Here is a 23,412-nt window from a genome sequence, read left to right on the forward strand (position 1 = left end):
CCGCGGACGACGGCGTCGCCGACGACGATACGGCGGGCGAGCCCGGGTCCGCCCCGGCGCCCGGGCGATCGCCGACCGGTCCCGGGCCGACCGGTCCCGGGCCGACCGGCCCCGGGCCGACGGCCCCGGACCGGCGCGGCCGAGTCGCCCGGATAGGGTCGGGACCGTGGCGAAGAAGAACATTCCCGACTCCGGCTTCTCCGACGACGACGGCTCCGCCGACCCCCGGCTGAGCGCGGCGCTCGCCGCCTGGGCCGAGGACCGCACGGCCGTCGAGCCGGTCCTGCGGGCGCTCAAGGGCACCCGGCTGCTCGTCCCCGTCGTGGCCGTGCTCGGCGAGGTCGAGGAGGACGCCGGCGGGCTGCGCCGCGAGAAGACCAGCGACATGGCCGTACCCACGCTGAAGGCCGGCGGCCGCACCGCCCTGCCCGCCTTCACCTCCACCGACTCCCTCGCCCGCTGGGACCCGGCCGCCCGCCCCGTGGCCGTCCCCCTGCACCGGGCGCTGGAGGCCGCCGCGCACGAGAAGGCGGACACGGTGGTGCTGGACGTGGCCGGCCCGGTCCCGTTCGAACTGACCGGGCCCGCGCTGCTCGCGCTCGCCGAGGGCCGTACGTCGACCGACCCGCTCGCCGATCCCGCCGTACGGGAGGCCGTACGGGGCGCCCTGGCCGCCGAGCCGGCCGTGGTCCGGGCCCACCTCGGGCCGGGACGGGCCGACGGCACCCTCGCCGTCGTCCTCGATCCGTCCGCCGCCCCGGCCGAGGCGGCGCGTGCCGTCGCCGAGCGCCTCGCCGCCAGCGACACGCTGAGGGCCCGCCTGGTGCGGGGTCTCGACCTGGCACTTCTGCCGGCCGGGACCACGCCTCCGGGCGAGCCCGTGTACGTGCGCGGATGACCTCCGGGGCGACCGGGCGGCAGCCCGGCCGGGCCGCGGGCGGGGGAGACGGCCCCGCGCAGGACCGCCGGCCGGCTCGCCCGCCGCGTGCCCCGGGGGACCGTCACGGCGGGCCGCCGGCCGCAAGCCGTGCGGGACGGTCACGGGCCGGCCGCCGGTCCGTGCAGCCGGCCACGCCCCGTCCTCGGCCGCGTCGCCGCCCCCCGGTGAGGCCGGTGGCCGCTCAGCCGTAGACCGGCCCCGTGTACTTCTCGCCCGGCCCCCGGCCCGGCTCGTCGGGGACGACCGACGCCTCGCGGAACGCCAGCTGCAGCGACTTCAGGCCGTCGCGCAGCGGGGCCGCGTGGAAGGAGCTGATCTCGGTCGTGCTCGCGTCCAGCAGGCCGGCGAGGGCGGTGATCAGCTTGCGGGCCTCGTCCAGGTCCTTGTGGTCGTCGCCCCCGTCCTCCTGGGGGGCGAGACCGAGCTTCACGGCGGCGGCGCTCATCAGGTTGACGGCGACCGTCACGATCACCTCGACCGCCGGGACCTCCGCGATGTCGCGGGTCATGGCGTCGAAGTCGGGGGTCTCGGCGGGGCCCGAGGCGGTCTCGGTGCGGTCCGAGGGGGGAGTGTCACTCATGCCCCTCACCATAGGTGCAGCCCGGCCGCGGGAGGGCCCCGCGGCCTGATTCGCACCACCCCCGGCGAGCTGCTAACCTTGTGTGACGACCGGCCGGACGCGCATGTCCCGGACATACGGGCCCGGCCCACAAGTGGAGGCTTTCGAACTCCCACCTGACCGCTCCCAGGGGCGGCGGGTCACCGGTCAGGCGGCTCCGTCCTCGCGACGGCGGTCCGCCCGATAGTACGCCCCGCGGTCACCGCGGCGGTTGTTCCGGTAGTTCGAGGAGCCCCGCCTGTGATCGTCCGGGGCATTTTTTCTGCTTCGGCGCGGTTAGGTCTAACGAACACAGACGTTACGCGGCTGTCCGCCAGACCGTCGCGTGGTGCTACCGAGGAGGATCCATCAGCGCCGAGCCCCGCATCAACGACCGGATTCGCGTTCCCGAGGTGCGACTTGTCGGTCCCAGTGGCGAGCAGGTGGGCATCGTCCCCCTGGCCAAGGCACTGGAGCTTGCGCAGGAGTACGACCTGGACCTGGTCGAGGTCGCGGCGAACGCCCGTCCGCCCGTGTGCAAGCTCATGGACTACGGGAAGTTCAAGTACGAGTCGGCCATGAAGGCCCGTGAGGCGCGCAAGAACCAGGCGCACACGGTCATCAAGGAGATGAAACTCCGGCCGAAGATCGACCCGCACGACTACGACACCAAGAAGGGTCACGTCGTCCGGTTCCTCAAGCAGGGCGACAAGGTCAAGATCACGATCATGTTCCGCGGCCGCGAGCAGTCCCGGCCCGAGCTGGGCTACCGGCTGCTGCAGCGCCTCGCGGAGGACGTCCAGGACCTCGGTTTCGTCGAGTCGAACCCGAAGCAGGACGGCCGCAACATGATCATGGTTCTCGGTCCGCACAAGAAGAAGACCGAGGCGATGGCCGAGGCCCGTCAGGCGCAGGAGGCCCGCAAGGCGGACGCGAAGGCCAACCCCGGCCGCTCGCAGAATCCCGCCGACACCGACGCCGACGCCGACGCTGACACCGAGGCCCCGGCCGAGGCCTGATCCCGGGGCTCCACGGCCCCGGGACACCGGACGGACCGGACGTCCGGTCCCTTCGGGAACGGCACGACGTCCGGAGACGTCCGGACCACCACCGGGGACGCCCGTCCCAGGATGTAACCGACACAAGAGCGACGCTCCCACCACCGTGCCCGGTTTTGCGACCGGGCACGGGAGCGCCACCGACGAGGAGAGAACGGCGCCATGCCGAAGAACAAGTCGCACAGCGGTGCCAGCAAGCGCTTCAAGGTCACCGGCTCCGGCAAGGTGCTCCGTGAGCGCGCCGGCAAGCGCCACCTGCTCGAGCACAAGTCGTCCCGTCTGACGCGTCGCCTCACCGGCAACGCCGAGATGGCCCCGGGCGACGCCAAGAAGATCAAGAAGCTTCTCGGCAAGTGACGTCCCGGCGCCTCGAGCGCCGCGCGTCTGGACCGGGACCCAATCGTTTCCGGGCCGTGTGACGACACCCACGGCCCCGCTACAAGGAGTTAACAAGTGGCACGCGTCAAGCGGGCAGTCAACGCCCACAAGAAGCGCCGGGCGATCCTCGAGCAGGCCTCCGGCTACCGCGGTCAGCGTTCGCGCCTGTACCGCAAGGCCAAGGAGCAGGTCACCCACTCGCTGGTCTACAACTACAACGACCGCAAGAAGCGCAAGGGTGACTTCCGTCAGCTGTGGATCCAGCGCATCAACGCCGCTGCCCGCGCCAACGGCATCACCTACAACCGCTTCATCCAGGGTCTGAAGGCCGCGAACGTCGAGGTCGACCGCAAGATCCTGGCGGAGCTGGCCGTCAACGACGCCGGTGCGTTCGCCGCGCTCGTCGAGGTCGCCCAGAAGGCGCTCCCGGCGGACGTCAACGCCCCCAAGGCTGCGTGACGCTGCGCCGGCCCTCCGCCGACGCGACTGTTCGGACCCGCAGGCCGTGACGGCCTGCGGGTCCTGCTGTGTCCGCGTGCGGCCCGTCACGCGCCGCGCGCCGTTCCGTCCGGTCCGGCGCCCCCACCGCCTGGACGGCGTGGGCGACCCCCGTATCCGCCGTCGTGGCCGATCACCCGTGGCGGCGCGACCGAGTCTCCGAAGGTGAAGAGCATGCCCCCCGCCACGCCCGAGCTGATCTCCCCCCGCTCGCCCCGCGTCAGCGCCGCCCGCCGGCTCGCCAGGCGGAACTTCCGGGGCAAGGAGCGGCTTTTCCTCGCGGAGGGACCGCAGGCCGTGCGGGAGGCGGCGGCGCACCGGGACGGCGGCACCGCCACGCTCGTCGAGCTGTTCGCCACCGTGGAGGCCGCCGAGAGGTACGCCGACATCGTCGGCGAGGCACGTGCCGCCGGTGCCCGCGTGCACCTCGCCGCCGAGGAGGTCATCGCCGACATCTCCACCACCGTCACGCCCCAGGGCCTGGTCGGGGTGTGCCGCTTCCTCGACACCCCGTTCGCGCGGATCCTCGCCGCGCGTCCCCGCCTGGTCGCCGTCCTCGCCCACGTGCGCGACCCGGGGAACGCCGGCACCGTCCTGCGCTGCGCCGACGCCGCCGGCGCCGAGGCGGTCGTCCTGACCGACGCCTCCGTGGACCTGTACAACCCCAAGGCCGTCCGCGCCTCCGTCGGCTCCCTCTTCCACCTGCCCGTCGCCGTCGGCGTCCCCGTGGAGCAGGCCATCGGCGGCCTGAAGGACGCCGGCGTCCGCGTCCTCGCCGCCGACGGCGCCGGCCCGCACGACCTCGACGACGAGCTCGACAAGGGCACCATGGGCGGCCCCACCGCCTGGGTGTTCGGCAACGAGGCCTGGGGGCTGCCGGAGGAGACCCGCACCCTCGCCGACGCCGTCGTCCGCGTCCCGATCCACGGCAAGGCGGAGAGCCTGAACCTCGCGACCGCCGCCGCCGTATGTCTCTACGCGTCGGCCCGTGCACAGCGCGCCTCCGGAGGGTGCCGCTCCGTCACCGAGAGCTAGTAGGGTGGCCAGCTCGGGGGCTCCCCCAGGCTCTCGCTGTGCTCGGGCGGCAGGGTGCCCCCGGCACCGTCGGAAGGGTGGGGTACGGGGATGAGCGTGGGCACGAGCGGCGCACCGGGAACGCGGGACGCGCGCAGGCCGCCCGCGCCCCGGCACGGTGATCCCGCCGCGCTCGGCGTCGACCCCGACGACCTGCCCGACGGCCTGGTGATCGCCGACGAGGACGGCCGCGTCGTCTGCTTCAACGCGGCTGCCGCCCGCATCACCGCCGTCCCCGCCGAGGAGGCCCTCGGACAGCGGCTCGAGGCGGCCCTGCCCCTGGAGGACCTCGAGGGCCGGCGCTGGTGGCAGCTGACCGACCCCTACGGGGGGCTCGCGATCCGCGCGGGCCAGCCCGAGCGCAACGTGCTGCTGCACGGCGGGCGCGAGGTGCTCGTCTCCGCGCGCTACGTGCGCGACCACCCCACCGGCCCGGTCCGCCGCGTCGTCGTCTGCCTCCGGGACACCGAGGCCCGCCGCCGCACCGAACGCAGCCACGCCGAGCTGATCGCCACCGTGGCGCACGAGCTGCGCTCGCCGCTCACCTCCGTCAAGGGCTTCACCGCCACCCTGCTCGCCAAGTGGGACCGCTTCACCGACGACCAGAAGCGCCTGATGCTGGAGACCGTCGACGCCGACGCCGACCGCGTCACCCGGCTGATCGCCGAACTGCTCGACATATCCCGCATCGACTCCGGCCGCCTCGAGGTGCGCCGCCAGCCGGTCGACATCGGCGCGGCGGTCGGCCGGCACATCCAGGCCTACGTCGCCGCCGGACAGCCCGCCGACCGCTTCCTGCTGCGCATCGACCAGCCGCTGCCGGCGCTGTGGGCCGATCCGGACAAGATCGACCAGGTGCTCGGCAACCTCATCGAAAACGCCGTGCGGCACGGCGAGGGAACCGTCACCATTGAGGTCACGGCCTCGCCGTCCCCGCGCGACGGGGAGGGCGAGGAGAGCACGTCCACGTCGGTCACGGTGAGCGACGAGGGCACCGGCATCCCGGAGGAGTCCATGAACCGCGTCTTCACCCGCTTCTGGCGGGGCAGCAAGCGCGGTGGCACGGGCCTCGGGCTGTACATCGTCAAGGGCATCGTCGAGGCCCACGGCGGCACCATCACGGTCGGGCGGGCCCCCGGCGGGGGAGCCGAGTTCCGATTTACCCTGCCCGTGGGGACCCCGGCGCACCTGCTGTAGCCGCCGGCCCGAGGACCCACGGGCGCATTCGCTCGGCCCCGCCCCGTTAGACTCGGCCCTTGGCACCTTGCGTCCCGGAAACGGAGACGATTCGTCCACGAGTCGGGGACGAGGACCGTCAGAGGACCGTCAGCCTGGGGGCACCTCCCAGCGTCAGCTGGGGACAATCGGAAGCACGGGAAGAGATGTCGGCACCCAATAAGTCGTACGACCCTGTCGAGGTCGAGGCGTTGAAACCGGAAGAGATCGAGCGCATGCGGGACGAGGCGCTCGCCGCCTTCGCCGCCGCGGACTCCCTCGACGCGCTGCACGAGGCCAAGGTCGCCCACACCGGCCCGGCCTCCCCGCTCTCCCTCGCCAACCGCGAGATCGGCGCCCTGCCCCCGCACGCCAAGGCCGACGCCGGCAAGCGCGTGGGCCAGGCCCGCGGCGCGGTGAACAAGGCGCTGGCCGCCCGGCAGGCGGAGCTGGAGGCCGAGCGGGACGCCCGCGTGCTCGTCGAGGAGGACGTCGACGTCACGCTGCCGTACGACCGGGTCCCGGCCGGCGCCCGGCACCCGCTGACCACGCTGTCGGAGCGCATCGAGGACATCTTCGTGGCCATGGGCTACGAGGTCGCCGAGGGCCCCGAGGCCGAGGCCGAGTGGTTCAACTTCGACGCCCTGAACATCGGCCCGGACCACCCGGCCCGCGGCGAGGCCGACACCTTCTTCGTGCAGGGCCCCGAGGGCGGCACCGAGTCCGGTGTCGTGCTGCGCACCCACACCTCGCCCGTGCAGATCCGCTCCCTGCTCGCGCGCGAGCTGCCGGTGTACGTGATCTGTCCCGGCCGCGTGTACCGCACCGACGAGCTGGACGCCACGCACACGCCCGTCTTCCACCAGGTCGAGCTGCTCGCCGTGGACGAGGGCCTGACCATGGCCGACCTCAAGGGCACCCTGGACCACATGGTCCAGTCGCTGTTCGGCGCGGGCATGAAGACCCGGCTGCGGCCGAACTTCTTCCCGTTCACCGAGCCGAGCGCCGAGATGGACATGCTCTGCTACGTCTGCAAGGGCGAGTCCGTCGGCAACCCCGACCGGCCCTGCCGCACCTGCTCGTCGGAGGGCTGGATCGAGCTCGGCGGCTGCGGCATGGTCAACCCGCGGGTCCTCGCCGCCTGCGGCGTCGACCCGGAGAAGTACAGCGGCTTCGCCTTCGGGTTCGGCATCGAGCGGATGCTGATGTTCCGCCACAACGTCGAAGACATGCGAGACATGGTCGAGGGTGACGTCCGGTTCACCCGGCCGTTCGGGATGGAGATCTGATGCGGGTCCCGCTTTCTTGGCTGCGGGAGTACGTCGACCTGCCGGCGACGGAGACCGGGCGCGACGTCCAGGCCAAGCTCATTTCGGCCGGCCTCGAGGTCGAGACCGTCGAGCAGCTCGGCGCCGACCTCAAGGGGCCGCTCGTCGTCGGCCAGGTGCTGACCATCGAGGAGCTGGAGGGCTTCAAGAAGCCGATCCGCTTCTGCACCGTCGACGTCGGCCGGGCCAACGGCACCGGTGAGCCGCAGGAGATCGTCTGCGGCGCCCGCAACTTCGCCGTCGGCGACAAGGTCGTCGTGGTCCTGCCGGGCGGCGTGCTGCCCGGCGGCTTCTCGATCAGCGCCCGCAAGACCTACGGCAGGACGTCGCACGGCATGATCTGCTCCGGCGACGAGCTGGGCCTGGGCGACGACGGCAGCCACGGCATCATCGTGCTGCCGCCCGAGAGCGAGGTCGGCAGCGACGCCGTCGAGCTGCTCCAGCTGGTCGACGAGGTCCTGGACATCGCCGTCACGCCCGACCGCGGCTACTGCCTGTCGATCCGCGGCGTCGCCCGCGAGACCGCGATCGCCTACGGCCTGCCGCTGCGCGACCCCGCCCTGCTCGACGTGCCCGCCCCGAACGCCTTCGGCTACCCGGTGCGGATCGCCGAGCCGAGCGGCTGCGACCGCTTCACCGCCCGCACCGTCTCCGGCCTCGACCCCGAGGCGCGCTCCCCGATCTGGCTGCAGCGCCGGCTGCAGAAGGCCGGCATGCGCCCGATCTCCCTCGCGGTCGACATCACCAACTACGTGATGCTGGAGCTGGGCCAGCCGCTGCACGCCTACGACCGCAACCGGATCCAGGGCGCCATCGGCGTCCGCCGGGCCGAGCCGGGCGAGAAGCTCACCACCCTCGACGGCGTCAAGCGCGTCCTGGACGCCGAGGACCTGGTCATCACCGACGACCGCGGCCCCATCGGCCTCGCGGGCGTCATGGGCGGCGCGCACACCGAGATCGACGACTCCGAGGGCACCACCACCGAGGTCGTCATCGAGGCGGCGCACTTCGACGCGGTCTCCGTCGCGCGCACGGCCCGCCGTCACAAGCTGTCCTCGGAGGCCTCCCGCCGCTTCGAGCGGGGCGTCGACCCGCAGGCCGCCGCCGCGGCGGCCCAGCGCACCGTCGACCTGCTCGTGCTGCTCGCGGGCGGCACCGCCGACGCCGGCGTCACCGAGGTCGCCGCGCCCACCGCGCCGCGCACCATCACCATCCCGGCGGACCACCCGGACAAGGTCGCGGGCGTCCAGTACGGCCGCGAGACCGTCGTGCGGCGGCTGCAGGAGATCGGCTGCGCCGTCGTCGGAAGCCCCGCCACCGACGAGCTGGCCGTCACCGTCCCGTCCTGGCGGCCCGACCTGACCGACCCGAACGACCTGGCCGAAGAGGTCATCCGCCTGGAGGGCTACGAGAACCTGCCCTCCCGGCTGCCCAAGCTGCCCGCGGGCCGCGGCCTGACCCACCGGCAGCGGCTGCACCGCCGGGTGGGCCGGGCGCTGGCCGGAGCGGGCTACGTCGAGGCGCCGAACTACCCGTTCGTCAGCGAGCAGGTCTTCGACCAGCTCGGCCTGGCGGCCGACGACCCCGCCCGCCGCGTGGTCAGGCTGGTCAACCCGCTCAGCGACGAGGAGCCCGCGCTCCGCACGACGCTGCTGCCGGGCCTGCTGGCCGCGCTGCGCCGCAATGACGGCCGGGGCAGCCACGACCTGGCGCTGTTCGAGACCGGGCTGGTCTTCCTGCCCCGGACCGCCGGCTCCGCCGAGGCGGGGGAGGCCCCCGCCCGCGAGGAGCAGCGGGTCGCCGTCCGGCTGCCCGTCGACCGGCGTCCCACCGACGGCGAGATCGCCGAGCTGACGGCCGCGCTGCCCGAGCAGCCGCGCCACGTGGCCGTCGTCCTCGCCGGCGCGCGCGAGCAGGCCGGCTGGTGGGGCAAGGGCCGCCCCGCCGACTGGGCCGACGCGGCCGAGGCGGCGCGCGCCGTGGCCCGTGAGGCCGGCGCGGACCTGATCGTCCGCAAGGGCCAGTACGGCCCCTGGCACCCGGGCCGCTGCGCCGAGCTGGTGGTCGTCGTGGACGGCGCCGAGCAGGTCGTGGGCCACGCCGGCGAGCTGCACCCGCGGGTGCTGAAGGCGCTCGGCCTGCCCGCGCGCACCTGCGCGATGGAGGTGGACCTGGACGCCCTGGAGCGGGTCGGCGACGACACCCCGCAGGCGCCGAGCATCTCCACCTTCCCCGTCGCCACCCAGGACGTCGCCCTCGTCGTCGACAGGCCGGTCCCGGCGGCCGACGTGGAGGACGCGCTGCGGGAGGGCGCCGGCGAGCTGCTGGAGTCGATCCGCCTGTTCGACGTCTACGAGAACGCCGAGCAGCTCGGCGAGGGCCGCAAGTCGCTGGCGTACGCGCTGCGCTTCCGCGCCGCCGACCGGACGCTGACCGTCGACGAGGCGTCGGCCGCCCGTGACGCGGCGGTGGCGCTGGCGGCGGAGCGGCTGGGCGCGGTGCTGCGGAGCTAGGTAGGGGCTGTCCGGCGAAGTGTGCCGGGGACGCGGGGTCCGGCACACTCGTCCGGTCCCGGCTCGCCCGGGCTGAACGATGCCCTCTGTGACCGTGCCGCGGCTTCCGTCCGGATCGGCCACGCGGCGCTCCTCCCGGCCCGCGCTGGGAGGAGCGCCGGGCTCGGCTCTCGCCGTGGTGGTGGGCCGCCCCGCGTGCACCGGTGTCCCGTACGCGAGGCGGCTCGTCGCCGTGCGGCGCTCCCCTGTGCGATCTACGGCGGGTCCTTGAGTGAAGGCCGTCGGCCGAGCGCATGGTGATACGACATTGCGTCCCTTTCGGGGCGCTTTGTCGTTTCGTCGTCTCTGCATTCATGCAGGGAACGGCAACACCTCTCACTCGTTCGGGTGGCAAATCGGGCCGAGGCGGTCCTGACGAGGCAGGCCCTGGACAGAATCGGACCGGCCTTCTCGGGCCGATCTGCGCTGTCGGGGCCTGTATGGGGGACCATCGGCATGATCCGCATCAGGGCTGGGACCCCGCGCAGCGCGCGGTCCCGTAGCGTCGTCCGGGCGTCCGCCCGGGAAGGACTTCCGGCGTGGCCGCCGGGCGCCCGCCGCCCCGGCCGCCCGCCGGGCGGCGGGCCCGGGCACCCGCCGCTGCGCCGGGCTCTCGCCCTGGGGCCGCCCGCGGCCTGGGGTGCCCTGGGCGTCACCTACAAACTGGCCTGCCCGTTCGCGCAGCAGACCGCTCTCGGGGCGCGCCTCGTCTCCAGCGCCGTGTTCCTCGCCGTGGGCACCGGGCTCGTGCTCCACGTCCGGCGGACCCTGCTGCGCGAGTTGCGGCAGGCCCGCGCGGTCGCGGGCGCCGCGCAGAGCGTGCTGCTGCGGCCGCTGCCCTCCCGCGTCGGCGGACTGCACCTCGCGGCGGCGCAGCTCTCGGCCGACCGCGGTGCCGCCGTCGGCGGCGACCTGTACGAGGTGATCGCCACCGAGTACGGCGTACGGGTCGTGATGGGTGACGTCCGCGGACACGGGCTCGGCGCCCTCGCGACGGTCGCCGCCGTCCTGGGCAGCTTCCGCGAGGCCGTCCACGACGAGGTGGAACTCGCCGGCGTGCTGCGGCGGCTCGACCGGGCGATGACCAGACACCTGCGCGAGCGGGCGCTGGCCGAGCACCCGTCGAACGGCCGGCCGCCGGACAGCCCGGTCGCCGAGGAGTTCGTCACGGTCCTGCTGCTGGAGATCGACGCGGACGGGGCGGTGCGCGCCCTCAACTGCGGGCATCCCTGGCCGTACCGGCTCAGCGGGGCTCGCGCCGATCCGCTGGCCGACGCGGACCCCCTGCCGCCGCTGGGCGCCTTCCCCCTGCCGTCCGACCTGCCGGCCGTCGACTGCGGCCGCCTGCGGCCCGGCGACGGGCTCGTCCTGTACACGGACGGTGTGGAGGACGCCCGGGACGCGCACGGCCGCTTCTTCCCCCTGCCGGCCGCACTGGCCGAGACGGCCGGCGACCTGGCCGTCTCGCCCCAGGCCGTGCTGCGCGGCGTCCTCACCCGGCTGCTGCGGCACACCGGGAGACGGCCCGCCGACGACGTCGCCGTCCTCGTGCTGCGCAACGACCGCGGCCGGTCCGCGTGCGCCGGCCTCGCCGGAGTGCCGGCCGCGCGCCACGGCACCCCGCACCCGCAGTCGACCGGCCGCCTGTAGACCCGCCGGCCCGTACCCCGGGGTCCGCGACGCCCGCACCGGCACCGCGCCGCGCCCGTCGTCGGCCGGGCCTCCGTGCAGGCCGGGCTCGGCGGCGACGGAACCGCTGCCCCGGCCCGCCGGAAGGGGACCCGCACACGTCGCGATCGACAGGGCCGGCACGGAGGGTGGGCAGGCCGGCGCCGCCCGCCCCGCCACGGATGGTGGGCAGGCAGCCGGGCGGACGGCGAACGGACCGCCGCACTGTAAACGAGGGGGAGCCGGCGGCCCGGCCGGCCTCTTGCGAGGTGCTCCAGTCAACCGGCCGGAGCACGCTCCGCGACAGCGCGCACACCGGCCGGATCCGGGCACTCGGTTCACACCCCGTGTGAAGCCGAACGCACTACGCTATCGGCACCGAGCCAACCCGGGGGCCTCCATGCAGCCCAACACTCTGCTCGACGCGATGCTGGACGAGGCCGGGATCTCGCACGCGGGCCTCGCCGCGCACGTGAACCAGGCCGGACGGGCACGCGGTCTCGCACTCCGGTACGAACACACCGCCGTCGCGAGGTGGCTGAAGGGCCAGCGGCCGCGCGGCCAGGTGCCCGACCTGATCTGTGAGGTGCTCGCCGCCCGGCTGCACCGCACCGTCACGCTCGACGACATCGGCCTGGGCGTGCCCGGTGAGCCGTCCGCCCCGCACGCCACCTCGTTGTCGGGCTTCGTCGAGCGCGCCACCGCCCTGTGGCGCTCCGACGAACAGCAGCGCCCGCACCTGCTCGGCGCCCCCGCCGTCACCGGCACGCCCGCCGTCATGCCCGTGTGGGAGTGGGAGAACCCACCCGAGGACGTCGACGTCTCCCGCGGCGGCCGGCACCGGGTCACGCCCGCCGACATCGACATGCTGCGTGCCGCCCGCGGCCACTACGAGCAGATGTACCGCAAGGCCGGCGGGGTGGCGACGCGCAGCCGCATCGTGGGCTTCCTCAACGCCGAGGCCGCCCCGCTGCTGCGCGGCGGCTACACCGACGCCACCGGCCGCCAGCTGCACCGCGCGACCGGGGGACTGGTGGCGATCGCCGGGATCTGCGCCTACGACTCCGACGCGCACGGCCTCGCCCAGCGCTACTTCCACCAGGCGCTCCGGCTCGCCAAGGCCAGCGGGGACAGGGGGCTCGGGGCGTACGTGATCGCGCTGCTGGTCAACCAGTCCCTGTTCATGAAGGAGTACCGCCAGGCCGTGGCCTTCGCCGAGGCCGCGCTGCGCACCGCCGGCCGACACATCACCCCCGCCCTGGCCTCCGACCTGTTCGCCATGCAGGCCAAGGCGTACGCCCATCTCGGCGACGGCACCGGCGCCCTGGCCTGCATCCGCCGGGCCGAGGCGGCCGCCGAACGCATCCGGCGCGGGCACGAACCCGACGAGACCGGCTACGTGCAGCCGGGCCTGGTCAACGTGCAGGTGGCGGAGGCGCTGCTCAGCCTCGGCGAACTGGCCGCCGCCGAGCAGCACGCGGCGGCGGCCGTGGGCACCCCGGCGCACGACCGGGGACGGGTGCACCGGCTGGCCATGCTCAGCACGATCGAGCTGCGCCGCGGCAACGCCGACAAGGCCGTGGCCACGGCGGTGCAGATGGCCGAACAGGCCCGCGGCATGGAGTCGCAGCGGATGCGCGACAGACTCCGCGCGGTGCGCGAGCACCTGGTGCGCAGCGGCTGTGCGGGCACGGCGGAAGCGGCCGAACTCATCGACGGGGCCCTGCGCGTGCCTCTGTGACGCCCGCCGGAGGGGGCCACCCGCCGTCGGCCGGGTTCGCGCGACCCGCCGAGCCGAGCGGCCGGCCGCTGCCGGGCGGACGATCCGCGAGCCGGGCCGACGACCGCCGGGGGGCGAGGCCTGCCGGGCCGGACGGCCTTGCCGCCGGCGCGGGCCGCCGGCCCGCCGACGCGGCCGGACGTCCCCGCACACCGGCCGCGGCACGGTCACGCGGCGGCCCGCGCCGCACCCCCGCACGGCCCCCTGCGCCGACCCCTGCGCTGTGAGCGGTCACCGTGCGCCTGCTGTCGAGCCGTTCGGGCTGCGATATTGCCCCTTACTCGACGGAAGGTGGCAGAACCGTGCAGTGGACGAAACAGAACGAGCAGACTGTGTATGCGAACCGCTGGTTCAGCGTCAACCTGGCGGATGTCGAACTGCCGGACGGCCGGCACCTCGACCACTTCCTCATACGGATGCGGCCCGTCGCCGTGGCCACGGTGGTCAACGAGGCCAACGAGGTCCTCCTCCTGTGGCGCCACCGCTTCATCACCGACAGCTGGGGCTGGGAACTCGCGGCGGGCGTCGTGGAGGACGGCGAGGACGTCGCCGACGCGGCCGCCAGGGAACTGGAGGAGGAGACCGGCTGGCGGCCGGGGCCCCTGCGCCACCTCATGAGCGTGGAGCCGTCCAACGGCCTCACCGACGCCCGGCACCACATCTACTGGGCGGACGAGGGAGAGTACGTCGGGCACCCCGTGGACGACTTCGAGTCCGACCGCCGGGAATGGGTCCCCCTCAAGCTCGTTCCCGACATGGTCGCCCGCGGTGAGGTCCCGGCCGCCAACATGGCGGCCGCGTTACTGCTCCTGCACCATCTCCGGCTCGGGCAGGACATCCTGCCCTGATCCCCCCGCCGCTCCCGGCCGTTCAGTGGCCGAGGGCCTGCCAGACCGCCACGACCAGTGCCCCGACGGCCGCGAGGGCCGCGATCGTGGGCAGCGGCCAGCGGGCGTGTTCGAGGGAGATGATCCTGGCGTGCAGTTCGTCCAGTTCCTTCGCGGTCTCCTCGGTGCGATGGCTGAGCAGGGCCAGCCCGCCCTCGACGCGTGCGTAGGCCACGTCGAGGCGGCGCCGTAACTCTGCGAGTTCTCCGTTGAGGACGGGATGCTCGGGATCGGCGGTCACCAGCCGCTCCTTTCCGTAGTCGTCTTCCATCCCTTGCATGCGCAGGGAGAGTCAACTCGCCTGGTGAGCGGCTGAGGAGAGTGTGTGACGGGCATATGCGGGTCCGCCGCGCACACGGTGTGTGAATGCCACGGGCCCGGCACCGTACGGCGGTGCCGGGCCCGCGCGAGCCGTGCGGATCGACGCAGCGTAGTCGACAAGGCCGGCCCACAGGGCGAGAACGCCGTCCAACGGCTCCCGCTCCGGGGACGAGACCCACGGGCCGGGTCACGTCCTGCGGACACTGCGAAGGAGACTCGGAGTAGTAGCCCGGAACTCCCCTACGAATGACTACGCTGGCCGTGTCCGGGCCGTTCGGCCTGCTGGCGACGGTGGTAGGGGAGCAAGGAGCAGGCCAGTGGCGTGGGACGAGTGGGACCAACTGAAGACTGAAGCGTTGGAGCGCCGGCAGGGCGCGACACGCATGCAGCTCAACCAGTATCCCGGCGACTCCGGCCCGGGGCCGGTCCCGACGGCGCCCGGCAGGACGGGTGACCTCAACGTCGACCAGCAGGACCTCACCAAGATCGGCAGCCGCGCGCACACACTCCACAACCGGCTCTGGGACCAGGCCCGTCTGGACAACACGAGCGTCGACGAGGCGGCGGGCGACCTGGCCGCGCAGGGATTCGCGCTGGGCTCCGGACTCCGGCACGTGTCGAACCGATGGTCCACGCAGCTGAACACCGTCCTCGACGCCTGCGCGCACATTGCCAACCACATGCAGGTCACCAAGAAGATCCATGACGGTGACGAGGCCTACATCCTGCGGCAGATGAGCAGCATCGCCACCCTCGACGCCGGTTTCGACGAGCGGGTCGGACCGGCCGGGGAGGAGAACCCGATCTACGGTGAGAAGAAGAAGTAACCGCACCACGGGGGCCCCACTCATGGATCTCGACACTCTGCGCCACGCCAACCTCAAACTGCTCGACGATGCCGTCGAGGACTGGTCGGTCATCGTCCGCAACCTCGCAACCCTCGCCGAGGACGCCGAGAAGGGCCTGCACCAAGCGGCCGACAGGGCGAACTGGACCGGTGAGAACTCACAGGTCACCAAGGAGTTCATCGGCAAGGCGGCCGGCGAGATCAAGGACGCCCACATCCAGGCCGAGTCCGTCCACAGCATCCTCAAGGACACCGCCGCGGAGCTGAGGGGCTACCAAACCCAGCTGAAGGACGCGATCGATCGCGGCCTGGCGAAGAACCTGACTGTGATGGACACCGGTGACGGCGGTTTCACCGTCACCATGAACGTCCACCCGGACCGCGCGGCGGAAGGCCACACCCCGCCCTCCCATACCCAGAGCGACGTCAACGCCCTGCGCGATGAGATTCAAGGCATCCTCGGCAAGGCCACCGAGAGCGACAACTCCGCCAGCGAGGTCCTCAAGGCACTGGCCGACCAGACGAACTACGGTTTCGGTGACGCCAGTTACAAGGACCGCAACGCAGCGGCCGAAGCGCTCAAGACGGCCGACGACCTGGCGGCCCTCGCCAAGAAGGACCCGGAGAAGCTCTCCACCGCTGAATTCGACCGGCTCAACGCGGGGCTGAAGAAGTACTCCGCCGACCCGCTGTTCGCCGAACGCTTCGCCACCACGCTCGGACCGCAGAAGACAGTGGACTTCTGGGCCGGCGTCACCGACCCGAACACGGGGTGGGACCTGCGCCATGACCGCCGGGAGCAGTTTGGCGACCTCCAGAAGAACCTGAGCCTCACACTCGCCAACGCCACCCAGAGCGACAGCGCCGCGATGACCTCCTGGAAGGGCAAGATGGTGGCCCTGGTCGACCAGCCCGTGGGTCGCGGCGGTGGTTTCCCGCTGGGCGGACAGGTGATGAGCAACCTGATGCGCTGGGGCGACTACGACAACCAGTTCCTGCACAGCTACGGCGACAAGCTCATGGCCACGGAGAAGAAGTTCACGGGCAACGGGCAGCACGGCGCCTGGCAGCGTCTGGGTCCCGATGCGACGCTCCACCACACGGGCACGGACAGCGGCTGGGACCCGATGACGGGTTACCTCAAGGCCCTCGCGAACAACCCGGACGCCGCGACGTCCTTCTTCAACGACACCTTCCTCACCAAGGAGGAGGACCACGACTTCACCGAGAAGAAGAACGGCAAGGAGGTCAAGAGGTCGCTGACCAACTTCGAGTACCTCTTCGAGGAGCGTGACTGGCCCACCGACTTCGACTCCGAACACGAGGAGAGCATCGCGGGACGGAACAACCTGGCGATGGCTCTTGAGGCTGCCACCACAGGCCACCCGGCCGGTGAGCGGCCGACGTTGGACACACCGCACCACAACGCCGACCAGACCAAGCTCATGGAGCGCCTCGTGGCGTCCATCGGTGAGGACCCCGACAAGCGTCTGCTCAAATACGGGCACATGCTCGACAGCGTGGGGCAGATCGCCTCCGAGTACCTGCCGGACATCAATCGGTCCATCAGCGGCGCTGATCGGACCGATCACGAGTCGACGTCGTGGAAGCAGACGCAGAAGATGTACCCGATGTACGGCGAAGAGGCCGTACTCGATCCGCGGGACGTGACGAAGCTCCTGTTCGCCGTGGGCCAGAGCCCGGACGGCTACGCGGCGGTAGAGGTCGGCCAGAAGGCCTACATGAGCCAGCTGATGGAGTACCACCTCAACCCGGATCTGCCTGCCGACCAGGTCGTGGACGACGACACAGAGGGCGTTGTACGGCGAATCGCGGAGAAGTCGGGGGAGATCTCCGGCACCCTCACCCTGGGGCGCCAGGAGGAACTGGCGTCCGCCGGTAAGGAGAAGGACGAGGCGTACCAGGATTCGATGGACCTCGTCAAAAGCGGCATCTCTGGTGGTCTCGGTACGGCGATCGGCGCAGGAACGTCCCTCGTCGCCACACCCTGGGTCGGAGCCGTCGTGGGTGGTGCCGCCACCACCGTCACCGGCACCGTTCTCGAGGCCATGTTCCAGGACTTCGAGAGCACGGCGTTGGAGGACTCCGAGGACGCGAGGGGCCTGCTCTGGCAGGAGGGCCTGGAAAGCAATGGCAACCGCTCGGGCCAGGCAGCTCGGCTGGCCGCGGAAGCCCACCGCATGGTCGACCCCGCCGACGCCGAGACCTGGGCCCGGGAAGGCGGCGAACAGGGCTTCTACAACGCCCAGGCGATCGTCGACGGCCGTACCCCGGGCAGCAGGACAACTTCCTGACCAAGTCGCCGAGCCGGCCCCAGATACCAAGCACCCTCCGAGAGGTACACCATGACCCGCCGTCGACCGGTCCCCGCACCACGCTCCGGTCCTGCCGTCGCCGTCGCCGTCGCCGTCCTTGCCGTCCTGGTCCCCATGGTCACGGGATGCGGTGCCGACGAAGAGACCAGGGACTACTCCGTACCGGACACCCTTTGCGGCACACAGGTCGACACCAAGGAGCTCACTCCGTTCCTTCCGCCGGGGAAGAAGCTGTCCGTCAAGCCCAGAGTCACCGCCTCGGCGACCTGGTGCGATGTGTCCGTGGATGGAAAGCTCGCCGTCAGAACGGTCCAGAAATGGTGGCAGGGCGGCCGTGACACGGCGTACTTCGTCCGCAGCCAGACCCTCGACCGGGTGGAGAAGACCGCGGACGCGGGGCGATACGTGTATTCCGGCACCCAGGCCTTCGGCAAGACGGAGGCCTGCGTCGACGAAAAATACAAGCAAGAGCTCTACACCGGAGTGCAGGCTTACGTTTCCGACCACAAGGACGCCGACGCCATGAAGCGTCTGATCGTCTCCTTCACCAAGGCGGTCGAGAAGTCGGACGCGTGTGACAGAAAAGCGTAGCGAGGGACAACGTGCTGGCAGTCCTTGCCGGCCAATTGGTCATCGGCCGTCTGCCATCGGCCAGGGCGGTCTCACGCCGGAGAAGAGCACTGGGTCCCCGGTCCGGACTCACCGACCGGGGACCACAGGAAGCTGTCAGGAGTAGGTGTAGAAGCCCGAGCCCGTCTTGCGGCCCAGGCGGCCCGCGTCGACCATCCGCTGGAGCAGCGGGGGAGCGGCGTACAGCGGCTCCTTGTACTCCTCGTACATCGAGTAGGCCACCGAGGCGACCGTGTCCAGGCCGATCAGGTCGGACAGTTTCAGCGGGCCCATCGGGTGCGCGCAGCCCAGCTCCATGCCGTTGTCGATGTCCTCGCGGCTGGCGATGCCCGACTCGAACATCCGGATCGCGGAGAGCAGGTAGGGGATCAGCAGCGCGTTGACCACGAAGCCGGACCGGTCCTGGGCGCGGATGGAGTGCTTGCCCAGCACCTTCTCCGTGAACAGCTGCGCCCGGCTCAGGGTGCCCTCGGAGGTGGTGAGGGCCGGGATCAGCTCGACCAGCTTCTGCACCGGGGCCGGGTTGAAGAAGTGGATGCCGATGACCTGGTCGGGCCGCGCGGTGGCGACCGCCAGCCTCACCAGCGGGATCGAGGACGTGTTGGACGCCAGGATCGCGTCCGGCCGGGTGACGACCTGGTCCAGCACCTGGAAGATCTCGGTCTTGACCTGCTCGTTCTCGACGACGGCCTCGATCACCAGGTCGCGGTCGGCGAACTCGCCGAGGTCGGTGGTGAAGCTCAGCCGCGCCTGCGTCGCCGCGAGCTCCTCCTCGGTGATCTTGCCACGCTCGGCGGCCTTGGCCAGGGAGTTGAACAGCCGGGTACGGCCGATCTCCAGGGCCTCGCCGGTGGTCTCGGCGACCTTCACGTCCAGCCCCGCCCGGGCGCACACCTCGGCGATGCCCGCGCCCATCTGGCCGCAGCCCACCACTCCGACGCGTTCGATGTCCGTCACATCGTCCCTTTCGCTGATCTACGGCTGTGGCAGGCGGCCCGATGGTGTGGGTGCCTGCTCCGATCGTGCACGTTACCCCCGTCGTGACGATGATCGATCGTCCGGGTCCGGCATGCTGAGCCGGGCACGATCCGTGACGTACCGGGTCCGCTTCGTAGGGAGGTGGCCCGGATGGGCCGAGTGTCACGGCGGGCGTTCGCGGTGGCGGCGCTGTCCAGCCTGACACCGGCGCGGGGGGCCGCGGCGGCGCCGGCCCGGCGGCGGGAGCCCGGTGGCACGCCCGGCGGGGGCGGCGCCGCCGAGATGCGCGGCATGTGGCTCGCGACCGTGCTGAACCGGGACTGGCCCTCGCGCACCGGACTGACCGCGGCCCGGCAGCGTGCCGAGCTCACCGCCCTCCTCGACGAGGCGGTGCGCCGCCGTCTGAACACGGTGTTCTTCCAGGTGCGCCCGGCGGCCGACGCGCTGTGGCCCTCGCCGCACGAGCCGTGGTCGCAGTTCCTGACCGGTGTGCAGGGACGGGACCCGGGCTGGGACCCGCTGGGCACGGCCGTGGCGGAGGCGCACGCCCGCGGCCTGGCGCTGCACGCCTGGTGCAATCCGTACCGCGTCGCCGTGCACGCGGACCGCGACCGGCTCGCCGCCTCCCACCCGGCCCGCCGGAACCCGCACTGGGTGGTGCCCTACGGCGGCAGGCTGTACTACGACCCGGGGCTGCCGGAGGTCCGCGCGTTCGTACGGCAGGCGATGCTGGACGCGGTGCGCGCGTACCCCGTGGACGGGCTCCACTTCGACGACTACTTCTACCCGTATCCGGTCGCGGGCCGGTCCTTCGACGACGACGCGGCCTTCGCCCGGCACGGCGGCGGCTTCGCGAGCCGGGCCGCCTGGCGGCGCGACAACGTCGACAGGCTGATCCTCGAGACGGCCGCGGGCGTGCGGCAGGCGCGGCCCGGCGCGCAGTTCGGCGTCAGCCCCTTCGGGGTGTGGCGCAACGCCTCCACGGACAGCCGGGGTTCGGCCACGAGCGCGGGCGTCCAGACGTACGACGAACCTGTACGCGGACACGCTCAGATGGGTCCGCGAGGGCCTGCTGGACTACGTCGTCCCGCAGCTGTACTGGAACATCGGCCTGGCCGCCGCGGACTACGCGGAGCTGGTGTCGTGGTGGGCGCGGGTGGCGCGGGGCAGCCGTACGAGGCTGTACGTGGGCGAGGCGCTGTACAAGGCGGGCGACCCCGCGCAGGGCGCGGCCTGGCGGGACCCGGCCGAGCTGTCCCGGCACCTCACCCTCACCCGCCGGTGTCCCGAGGTGCGCGGGCACGTCTTCTTCGCGGCGGGGGAGGTGGCGGCGGATCCGGCCGGCGCGATGGCGCGGGTGGTGGCCGACCACTACCGCCAGCCGGCCCCGGCTCCGGCTCCGCCCGCCGCCTCCGCGCCGGACTACCCGCCGATCCGTTCTCCCCGGGCCTGACGCTCGATGTGCCGGACCACGCAGTCGGGCCCCGGGGACATCACGGCCTCGTGCCCGTCCGGGAAACGGACCCGGTACGGCGGACTGCCCTCGGTGCCCAGGACTTCGACGATCTCGGTGACCTGGTCGTGCTGACCGACCACCCTGCCGTGCTGGACGAGGTGGTCACCCACGGACGCGTGCATCTGCCGGCCTCCTCACCGGGTGCGGGAGCAGCGCTCCCGGATCCCGGACTCACTGCGGTGCGTTGACGGGGCGGTACGCGGGGCCGGATCGGAGTCTGCGGGCCGGTCAGCCGCGCGCCCGCTGCGTGACGGCGATGCAGACGAGCACGGCGCCGGCGGTCAGGGGGGCCGCCACCGCCGGGTGCTCGCCGAGAAGCAGCACCGACCACACCAGTGTGAGCAGCGGCTGGGCCAACTGCAACTGGCTGGCCTTGGGTATGCCGACGGCCGCCATCCCCCGGTACCAGACGACCAGCCCGAGGAACTGCGAGCCCAGCGCGACCCAGAGCAGCCCGGCCACGCCGTGCACCCCGAGGCGCACCGGTTCGAGGGAGAGGGCGAGTGCGGCGGCCGGCACGGTGAGGGGCAGGCAGAGCACCAGCGCCCAGCCGATGACCTGCCACCCGGGCATCACCCGGGCCAGCCGGCCGCCCTCGGTGTATCCCGCGGCGCACACCAGCAGCGCGCCGAAGAGGTAGCCGTCGGCGGCGCTCAGGCCGCCGCCGCTCTGCTGCACCGTGAAGGCGCCCACGGCGGCCGCGCCCGCCAGGGCCGCCGCCCAGAACGTCCGCGACGGACGGGTGCCCACGCGCAGCGCGGAGAAGAGCGCCGTGGTGAGCGGCAGCAGCCCGACGACGACGGCGGCGTGCGCGGTGGTGGAGGTCTCCAGGGCGAGGGTGGTCAGCAGCGGGAAGCCGAGGACCACGCCCGCGCCCACCACCGCGAGGCCGGGCCAGTGGCCGCGGGCGGGCGCCGGGACGCGCAGCGCGAGCAGGCAGCCGCCGGCGACGAGGGCCGCCAGGACGCTGCGGACGGCGACCAGCGTCCACGGCCCGAAGCTCTCCAGGCCCCAGGCCGTGGCGGGGAAGGTGAGGGAGAAGGCGACGACGCCGAGGGCGGCCTGGAGCGTGCCGCGGCGGCGGTCGGCCGGGGCGGTGCGGACGGTCTGCGGTGGGCCGGGGGACGGGGCCGGGGCGGCGGCGGTCTCCGGCGCGGCAGGCGCGGCGGCGGCCGGGCGGCCCGAGCCGGCCGTGGTGCCCGGCACCGGGGTGGCCGTGGTGCCCTGCCGCCCGGTGGCCGCGGCGTCCGCCTGCGGGACGGTGCCCGGCGACGGTGCGGTGCCGGTGCCCGGGGTGCCGACCGCTTTCCGGGTGCGCGCAGTAGCGCTACTCTCTGCTCTCATGAACGAGCGTAGCAGTGTCGCCGAGCTGGCGAGCCACTTGCGCAGGGAGCTCGACCGCTACTCGCCCGGTGAGAAGCTCCCCTCCAGCCGGGCCCTCGTCGAACGGCTGCGGGTCAGCCCGGTGACCGTCTCGCGCGCCCTCGCGCAGCTCGCCGCCGAGGGGCTGGTGGTCACCCGGCCCGGCGCCGGCGCGTTCCGGGCGCAGCCGCGCACGGCGGCCGCACCCGCCGGGGACACCTCCTGGCAGGAGGTCGCGCTCAGCGCCGAGTCGGTGGGCGACCTCGTGCCGCGGACGGTGGACGCCGGCGGGGTGACGGTCTCGCTCGCCGCCCCGCCGCCCGGCGTGATCGAGTTCAACGGCGGCTACCTGCACCCGTCGCTGCAGCCGGAGCGGGCGATGTCCGCGGCGCTGTCCCGCGCCGGCCGCCGCCCAGGCGCCTGGGGGCGGCCCCCGCTGGAGGGGCTGCCCGAGCTGCGGGAGTGGTTCGCGCGGAGCATCGCCGGGCCGGACGGCAGCGTCACCGTCGCCGACGTCCTGATCACCGCGGGCGGCCAGTCGGCGCTCACCACGGCCCTGCGCGCGCTCGCCCCGCCCGGCGCCCCGGTGCTCGTGGAGTCGCCGACGTACCCCGGCATGCTCGCCATCGCCCGCGCCTCCGGGCTGCGGCCCGTGCCCGTACCGGTGGACGCCGACGGGGTGCGGCCGGACCTGCTCGCCGACGCCTTCCGGGCGACGGGCGCCCGCGTCTTCGTCTGCCAGCCGCTGTTCCAGAACCCCACCGGTGCGGTACTGGCGCCCGCGCGCCGCCCTCAGGTGCTGCGGATCGCCCGCGAGGCCGGCGCGTTCGTCGTCGAGGACGACTTCGTACGGCGGCTGGTGCACGAGGACGCCGGGCTGCTGCCGGCGCCGCTGGCCGCCGACGACGCGGACGGCGTCGTCGTGCACGTCGGCTCCCTGACGAAGGCCACCTCGCCCAGCTTCCGGGTGAGCGCGCTGGCGGCCCGCGGCCCGGTGCTGGAGCGGCTGCGGGCCATCCAGGTCGTCGACACCTTCTTCGTGCCCCGGCCGCTGCAGGAGGCGGCCCTCGAACTCGTCGGCTCGCCCGCCTGGCCCCGCCACCTGCGCACCGTCTCGGCCGAACTCAGGGCGCGCCGCGACGCCATGACGTCCGCCCTGCTGCGCGAACTGCCCGAGCTCGCCCTGCCGCACGTGCCGTCCGGCGGCTACCACCTGTGGCTGCGCCTGCCCGACGGCGCGGACGAGACGGCGCTCACCGCCGCGGCGCTGCGCGCGGGCGTGGCGATCACGCCGGGCCGCCCCTACTTCAGCGCCGAACCCCCGGCCGGTCACCTGCGGCTGAGCTTCGCCGCGGTGGGCGGCGCGGGCGAGATCGCGGAGGGGGTGCGGCGGCTGCGGTCGGCCTGGGACGAGGCCGTCCGGCCTGTCCGGGGCGGCCGGTGACC

20 protein-coding genes and 1 pseudogene are annotated in these 23,412 nt (G+C 73.2%); 16 read left to right on the plus strand and 5 right to left on the minus strand.

The features are described from left to right. Positions 1-166: 166 nt before the first annotated feature. Positions 167-898, plus strand: a complete 732-nt coding sequence (locus ABZ920_RS06790) for an SseB family protein (protein ID WP_361499550.1) — start codon at positions 167-169, stop codon at positions 896-898. 223 nt (positions 899-1,121) lie between these two features. On the opposite strand, the gene ABZ920_RS06795 is transcribed toward ABZ920_RS06790, so the two are convergent. Continuing rightward, positions 1,122-1,520: a DUF1844 domain-containing protein gene (locus ABZ920_RS06795; protein ID WP_361499552.1), complete on the minus strand. Its 399-nt coding sequence runs from the start codon at positions 1,518-1,520 to the stop codon at positions 1,122-1,124. A 386-nt stretch (positions 1,521-1,906) separates the two neighbouring features. On the opposite strand from ABZ920_RS06795, the gene infC reads away from it, so the two are divergent. From infC to ABZ920_RS06845, 10 genes are all read left to right on the plus strand, one after another. Beyond that, the gene (gene infC / locus ABZ920_RS06800; protein WP_361499906.1) at positions 1,907-2,557 is read left to right on the plus strand and encodes a translation initiation factor IF-3; all 651 of its coding nucleotides are present in this window, start codon (positions 1,907-1,909) and stop codon (positions 2,555-2,557) included. Positions 2,558-2,758: 201 nt separating this feature from the next. After that, complete coding sequence (gene rpmI, locus ABZ920_RS06805) at positions 2,759-2,953, plus strand: 50S ribosomal protein L35 (protein ID WP_007829094.1); 195 nt, start codon at positions 2,759-2,761, stop codon at positions 2,951-2,953. Positions 2,954-3,049: 96 nt separating this feature from the next. Then, the gene (gene rplT / locus ABZ920_RS06810) at positions 3,050-3,433 is read left to right on the plus strand and encodes a 50S ribosomal protein L20 (RefSeq protein WP_055492778.1); all 384 of its coding nucleotides are present in this window, start codon (positions 3,050-3,052) and stop codon (positions 3,431-3,433) included. A 213-nt stretch (positions 3,434-3,646) separates the two neighbouring features. After that, positions 3,647-4,507 carry an RNA methyltransferase gene (locus ABZ920_RS06815; protein WP_361499555.1) on the plus strand — a complete coding sequence of 287 codons (861 nt, stop codon included), beginning with the start codon at positions 3,647-3,649 and terminating at the stop codon, positions 4,505-4,507. A gap of 90 nt (positions 4,508-4,597) precedes the next feature. Further along, positions 4,598-5,743, plus strand: a complete 1,146-nt coding sequence (locus tag ABZ920_RS06820) for an ATP-binding protein (protein ID WP_361499557.1) — start codon at positions 4,598-4,600, stop codon at positions 5,741-5,743. A 185-nt stretch (positions 5,744-5,928) separates the two neighbouring features. Further along, positions 5,929-7,050 carry a phenylalanine--tRNA ligase subunit alpha gene (pheS, locus tag ABZ920_RS06825; protein WP_361499559.1) on the plus strand — a complete coding sequence of 374 codons (1,122 nt, stop codon included), beginning with the start codon at positions 5,929-5,931 and terminating at the stop codon, positions 7,048-7,050. Beyond that, complete coding sequence (pheT, locus tag ABZ920_RS06830) at positions 7,050-9,602, plus strand: phenylalanine--tRNA ligase subunit beta (RefSeq protein ID WP_361499561.1); 2,553 nt, start codon at positions 7,050-7,052, stop codon at positions 9,600-9,602. The genes pheS and pheT overlap by 1 nt, the downstream gene beginning before the upstream one ends. Positions 9,603-10,097: 495 nt before the next feature. Continuing rightward, the gene (locus ABZ920_RS06835; protein ID WP_361499563.1) at positions 10,098-11,291 is read left to right on the plus strand and encodes a PP2C family protein-serine/threonine phosphatase; all 1,194 of its coding nucleotides are present in this window, start codon (positions 10,098-10,100) and stop codon (positions 11,289-11,291) included. A gap of 418 nt (positions 11,292-11,709) precedes the next feature. After that, positions 11,710-13,050 carry a transcriptional regulator gene (locus ABZ920_RS06840; RefSeq protein WP_361499565.1) on the plus strand — a complete coding sequence of 447 codons (1,341 nt, stop codon included), beginning with the start codon at positions 11,710-11,712 and terminating at the stop codon, positions 13,048-13,050. Between the two features lie 341 nt (positions 13,051-13,391). Then, positions 13,392-13,937 (plus strand): NUDIX hydrolase, encoded by a 546-nt coding sequence (locus ABZ920_RS06845; protein ID WP_361499567.1) that lies wholly within the window; start codon positions 13,392-13,394, stop codon positions 13,935-13,937. Positions 13,938-13,959: 22 nt separating this feature from the next. Here ABZ920_RS06845 and ABZ920_RS06850 read toward each other — a convergent pair whose 3' ends face one another. Next, complete coding sequence (locus ABZ920_RS06850; RefSeq protein WP_361499908.1) at positions 13,960-14,217, minus strand: hypothetical protein; 258 nt, start codon at positions 14,215-14,217, stop codon at positions 13,960-13,962. A gap of 397 nt (positions 14,218-14,614) precedes the next feature. On the opposite strand from ABZ920_RS06850, the gene ABZ920_RS06855 reads away from it, so the two are divergent. From ABZ920_RS06855 to ABZ920_RS06865, 3 genes are read left to right on the plus strand one after another with little or no spacing between them, the layout of a single operon-like run. Then, positions 14,615-15,124: a hypothetical protein gene (locus tag ABZ920_RS06855; protein ID WP_361499569.1), complete on the plus strand. Its 510-nt coding sequence runs from the start codon at positions 14,615-14,617 to the stop codon at positions 15,122-15,124. Between the two features lie 22 nt (positions 15,125-15,146). Then, on the plus strand, positions 15,147-17,459 hold the full coding sequence (locus ABZ920_RS06860; RefSeq protein WP_361499571.1) for a DUF6571 family protein: 2,313 nt from the start codon (positions 15,147-15,149) through the stop codon (positions 17,457-17,459). A 51-nt stretch (positions 17,460-17,510) separates the two neighbouring features. Continuing rightward, entirely contained in the window at positions 17,511-18,071 is a 561-nt protein-coding gene (locus ABZ920_RS06865) for a hypothetical protein (RefSeq protein WP_361499573.1), read from the plus strand. 135 nt (positions 18,072-18,206) lie between these two features. On the opposite strand, the gene ABZ920_RS06870 is transcribed toward ABZ920_RS06865, so the two are convergent. Further along, the gene (locus tag ABZ920_RS06870) at positions 18,207-19,067 is read right to left on the minus strand and encodes a 3-hydroxybutyryl-CoA dehydrogenase (RefSeq protein ID WP_361499575.1); all 861 of its coding nucleotides are present in this window, start codon (positions 19,065-19,067) and stop codon (positions 18,207-18,209) included. 171 nt (positions 19,068-19,238) lie between these two features. Here ABZ920_RS06870 and ABZ920_RS06875 point away from each other — a divergent pair. Continuing rightward, positions 19,239-20,541: pseudogene (locus tag ABZ920_RS06875) on the plus strand (family 10 glycosylhydrolase). Here ABZ920_RS06875 and ABZ920_RS06880 read toward each other — a convergent pair. Both ABZ920_RS06880 and ABZ920_RS06885 read right to left on the minus strand, forming a co-directional pair. Beyond that, entirely contained in the window at positions 20,511-20,726 is a 216-nt protein-coding gene (locus tag ABZ920_RS06880; RefSeq protein ID WP_361499577.1) for a DUF1918 domain-containing protein, read from the minus strand. The pseudogene ABZ920_RS06875 and the gene ABZ920_RS06880 sit on opposite strands and share 31 nt — an antisense overlap. A 106-nt stretch (positions 20,727-20,832) precedes the next feature. Then, positions 20,833-21,948, minus strand: a complete 1,116-nt coding sequence (locus ABZ920_RS06885) for a DMT family transporter (RefSeq protein ID WP_361499579.1) — start codon at positions 21,946-21,948, stop codon at positions 20,833-20,835. Here ABZ920_RS06885 and ABZ920_RS06890 point away from each other — a divergent pair. After that, positions 21,947-23,410 carry a PLP-dependent aminotransferase family protein gene (locus ABZ920_RS06890; RefSeq protein ID WP_361499581.1) on the plus strand — a complete coding sequence of 488 codons (1,464 nt, stop codon included), beginning with the start codon at positions 21,947-21,949 and terminating at the stop codon, positions 23,408-23,410. The genes ABZ920_RS06885 and ABZ920_RS06890 overlap by 2 nt on opposite strands. Positions 23,411-23,412: the final 2 nt, after the last annotated feature.

The organism is Streptomyces sp. NPDC046831, from assembly GCF_040645305.1.
Taxonomy (GTDB): Bacteria; Actinomycetota; Actinomycetes; order Streptomycetales; family Streptomycetaceae; genus Streptomyces.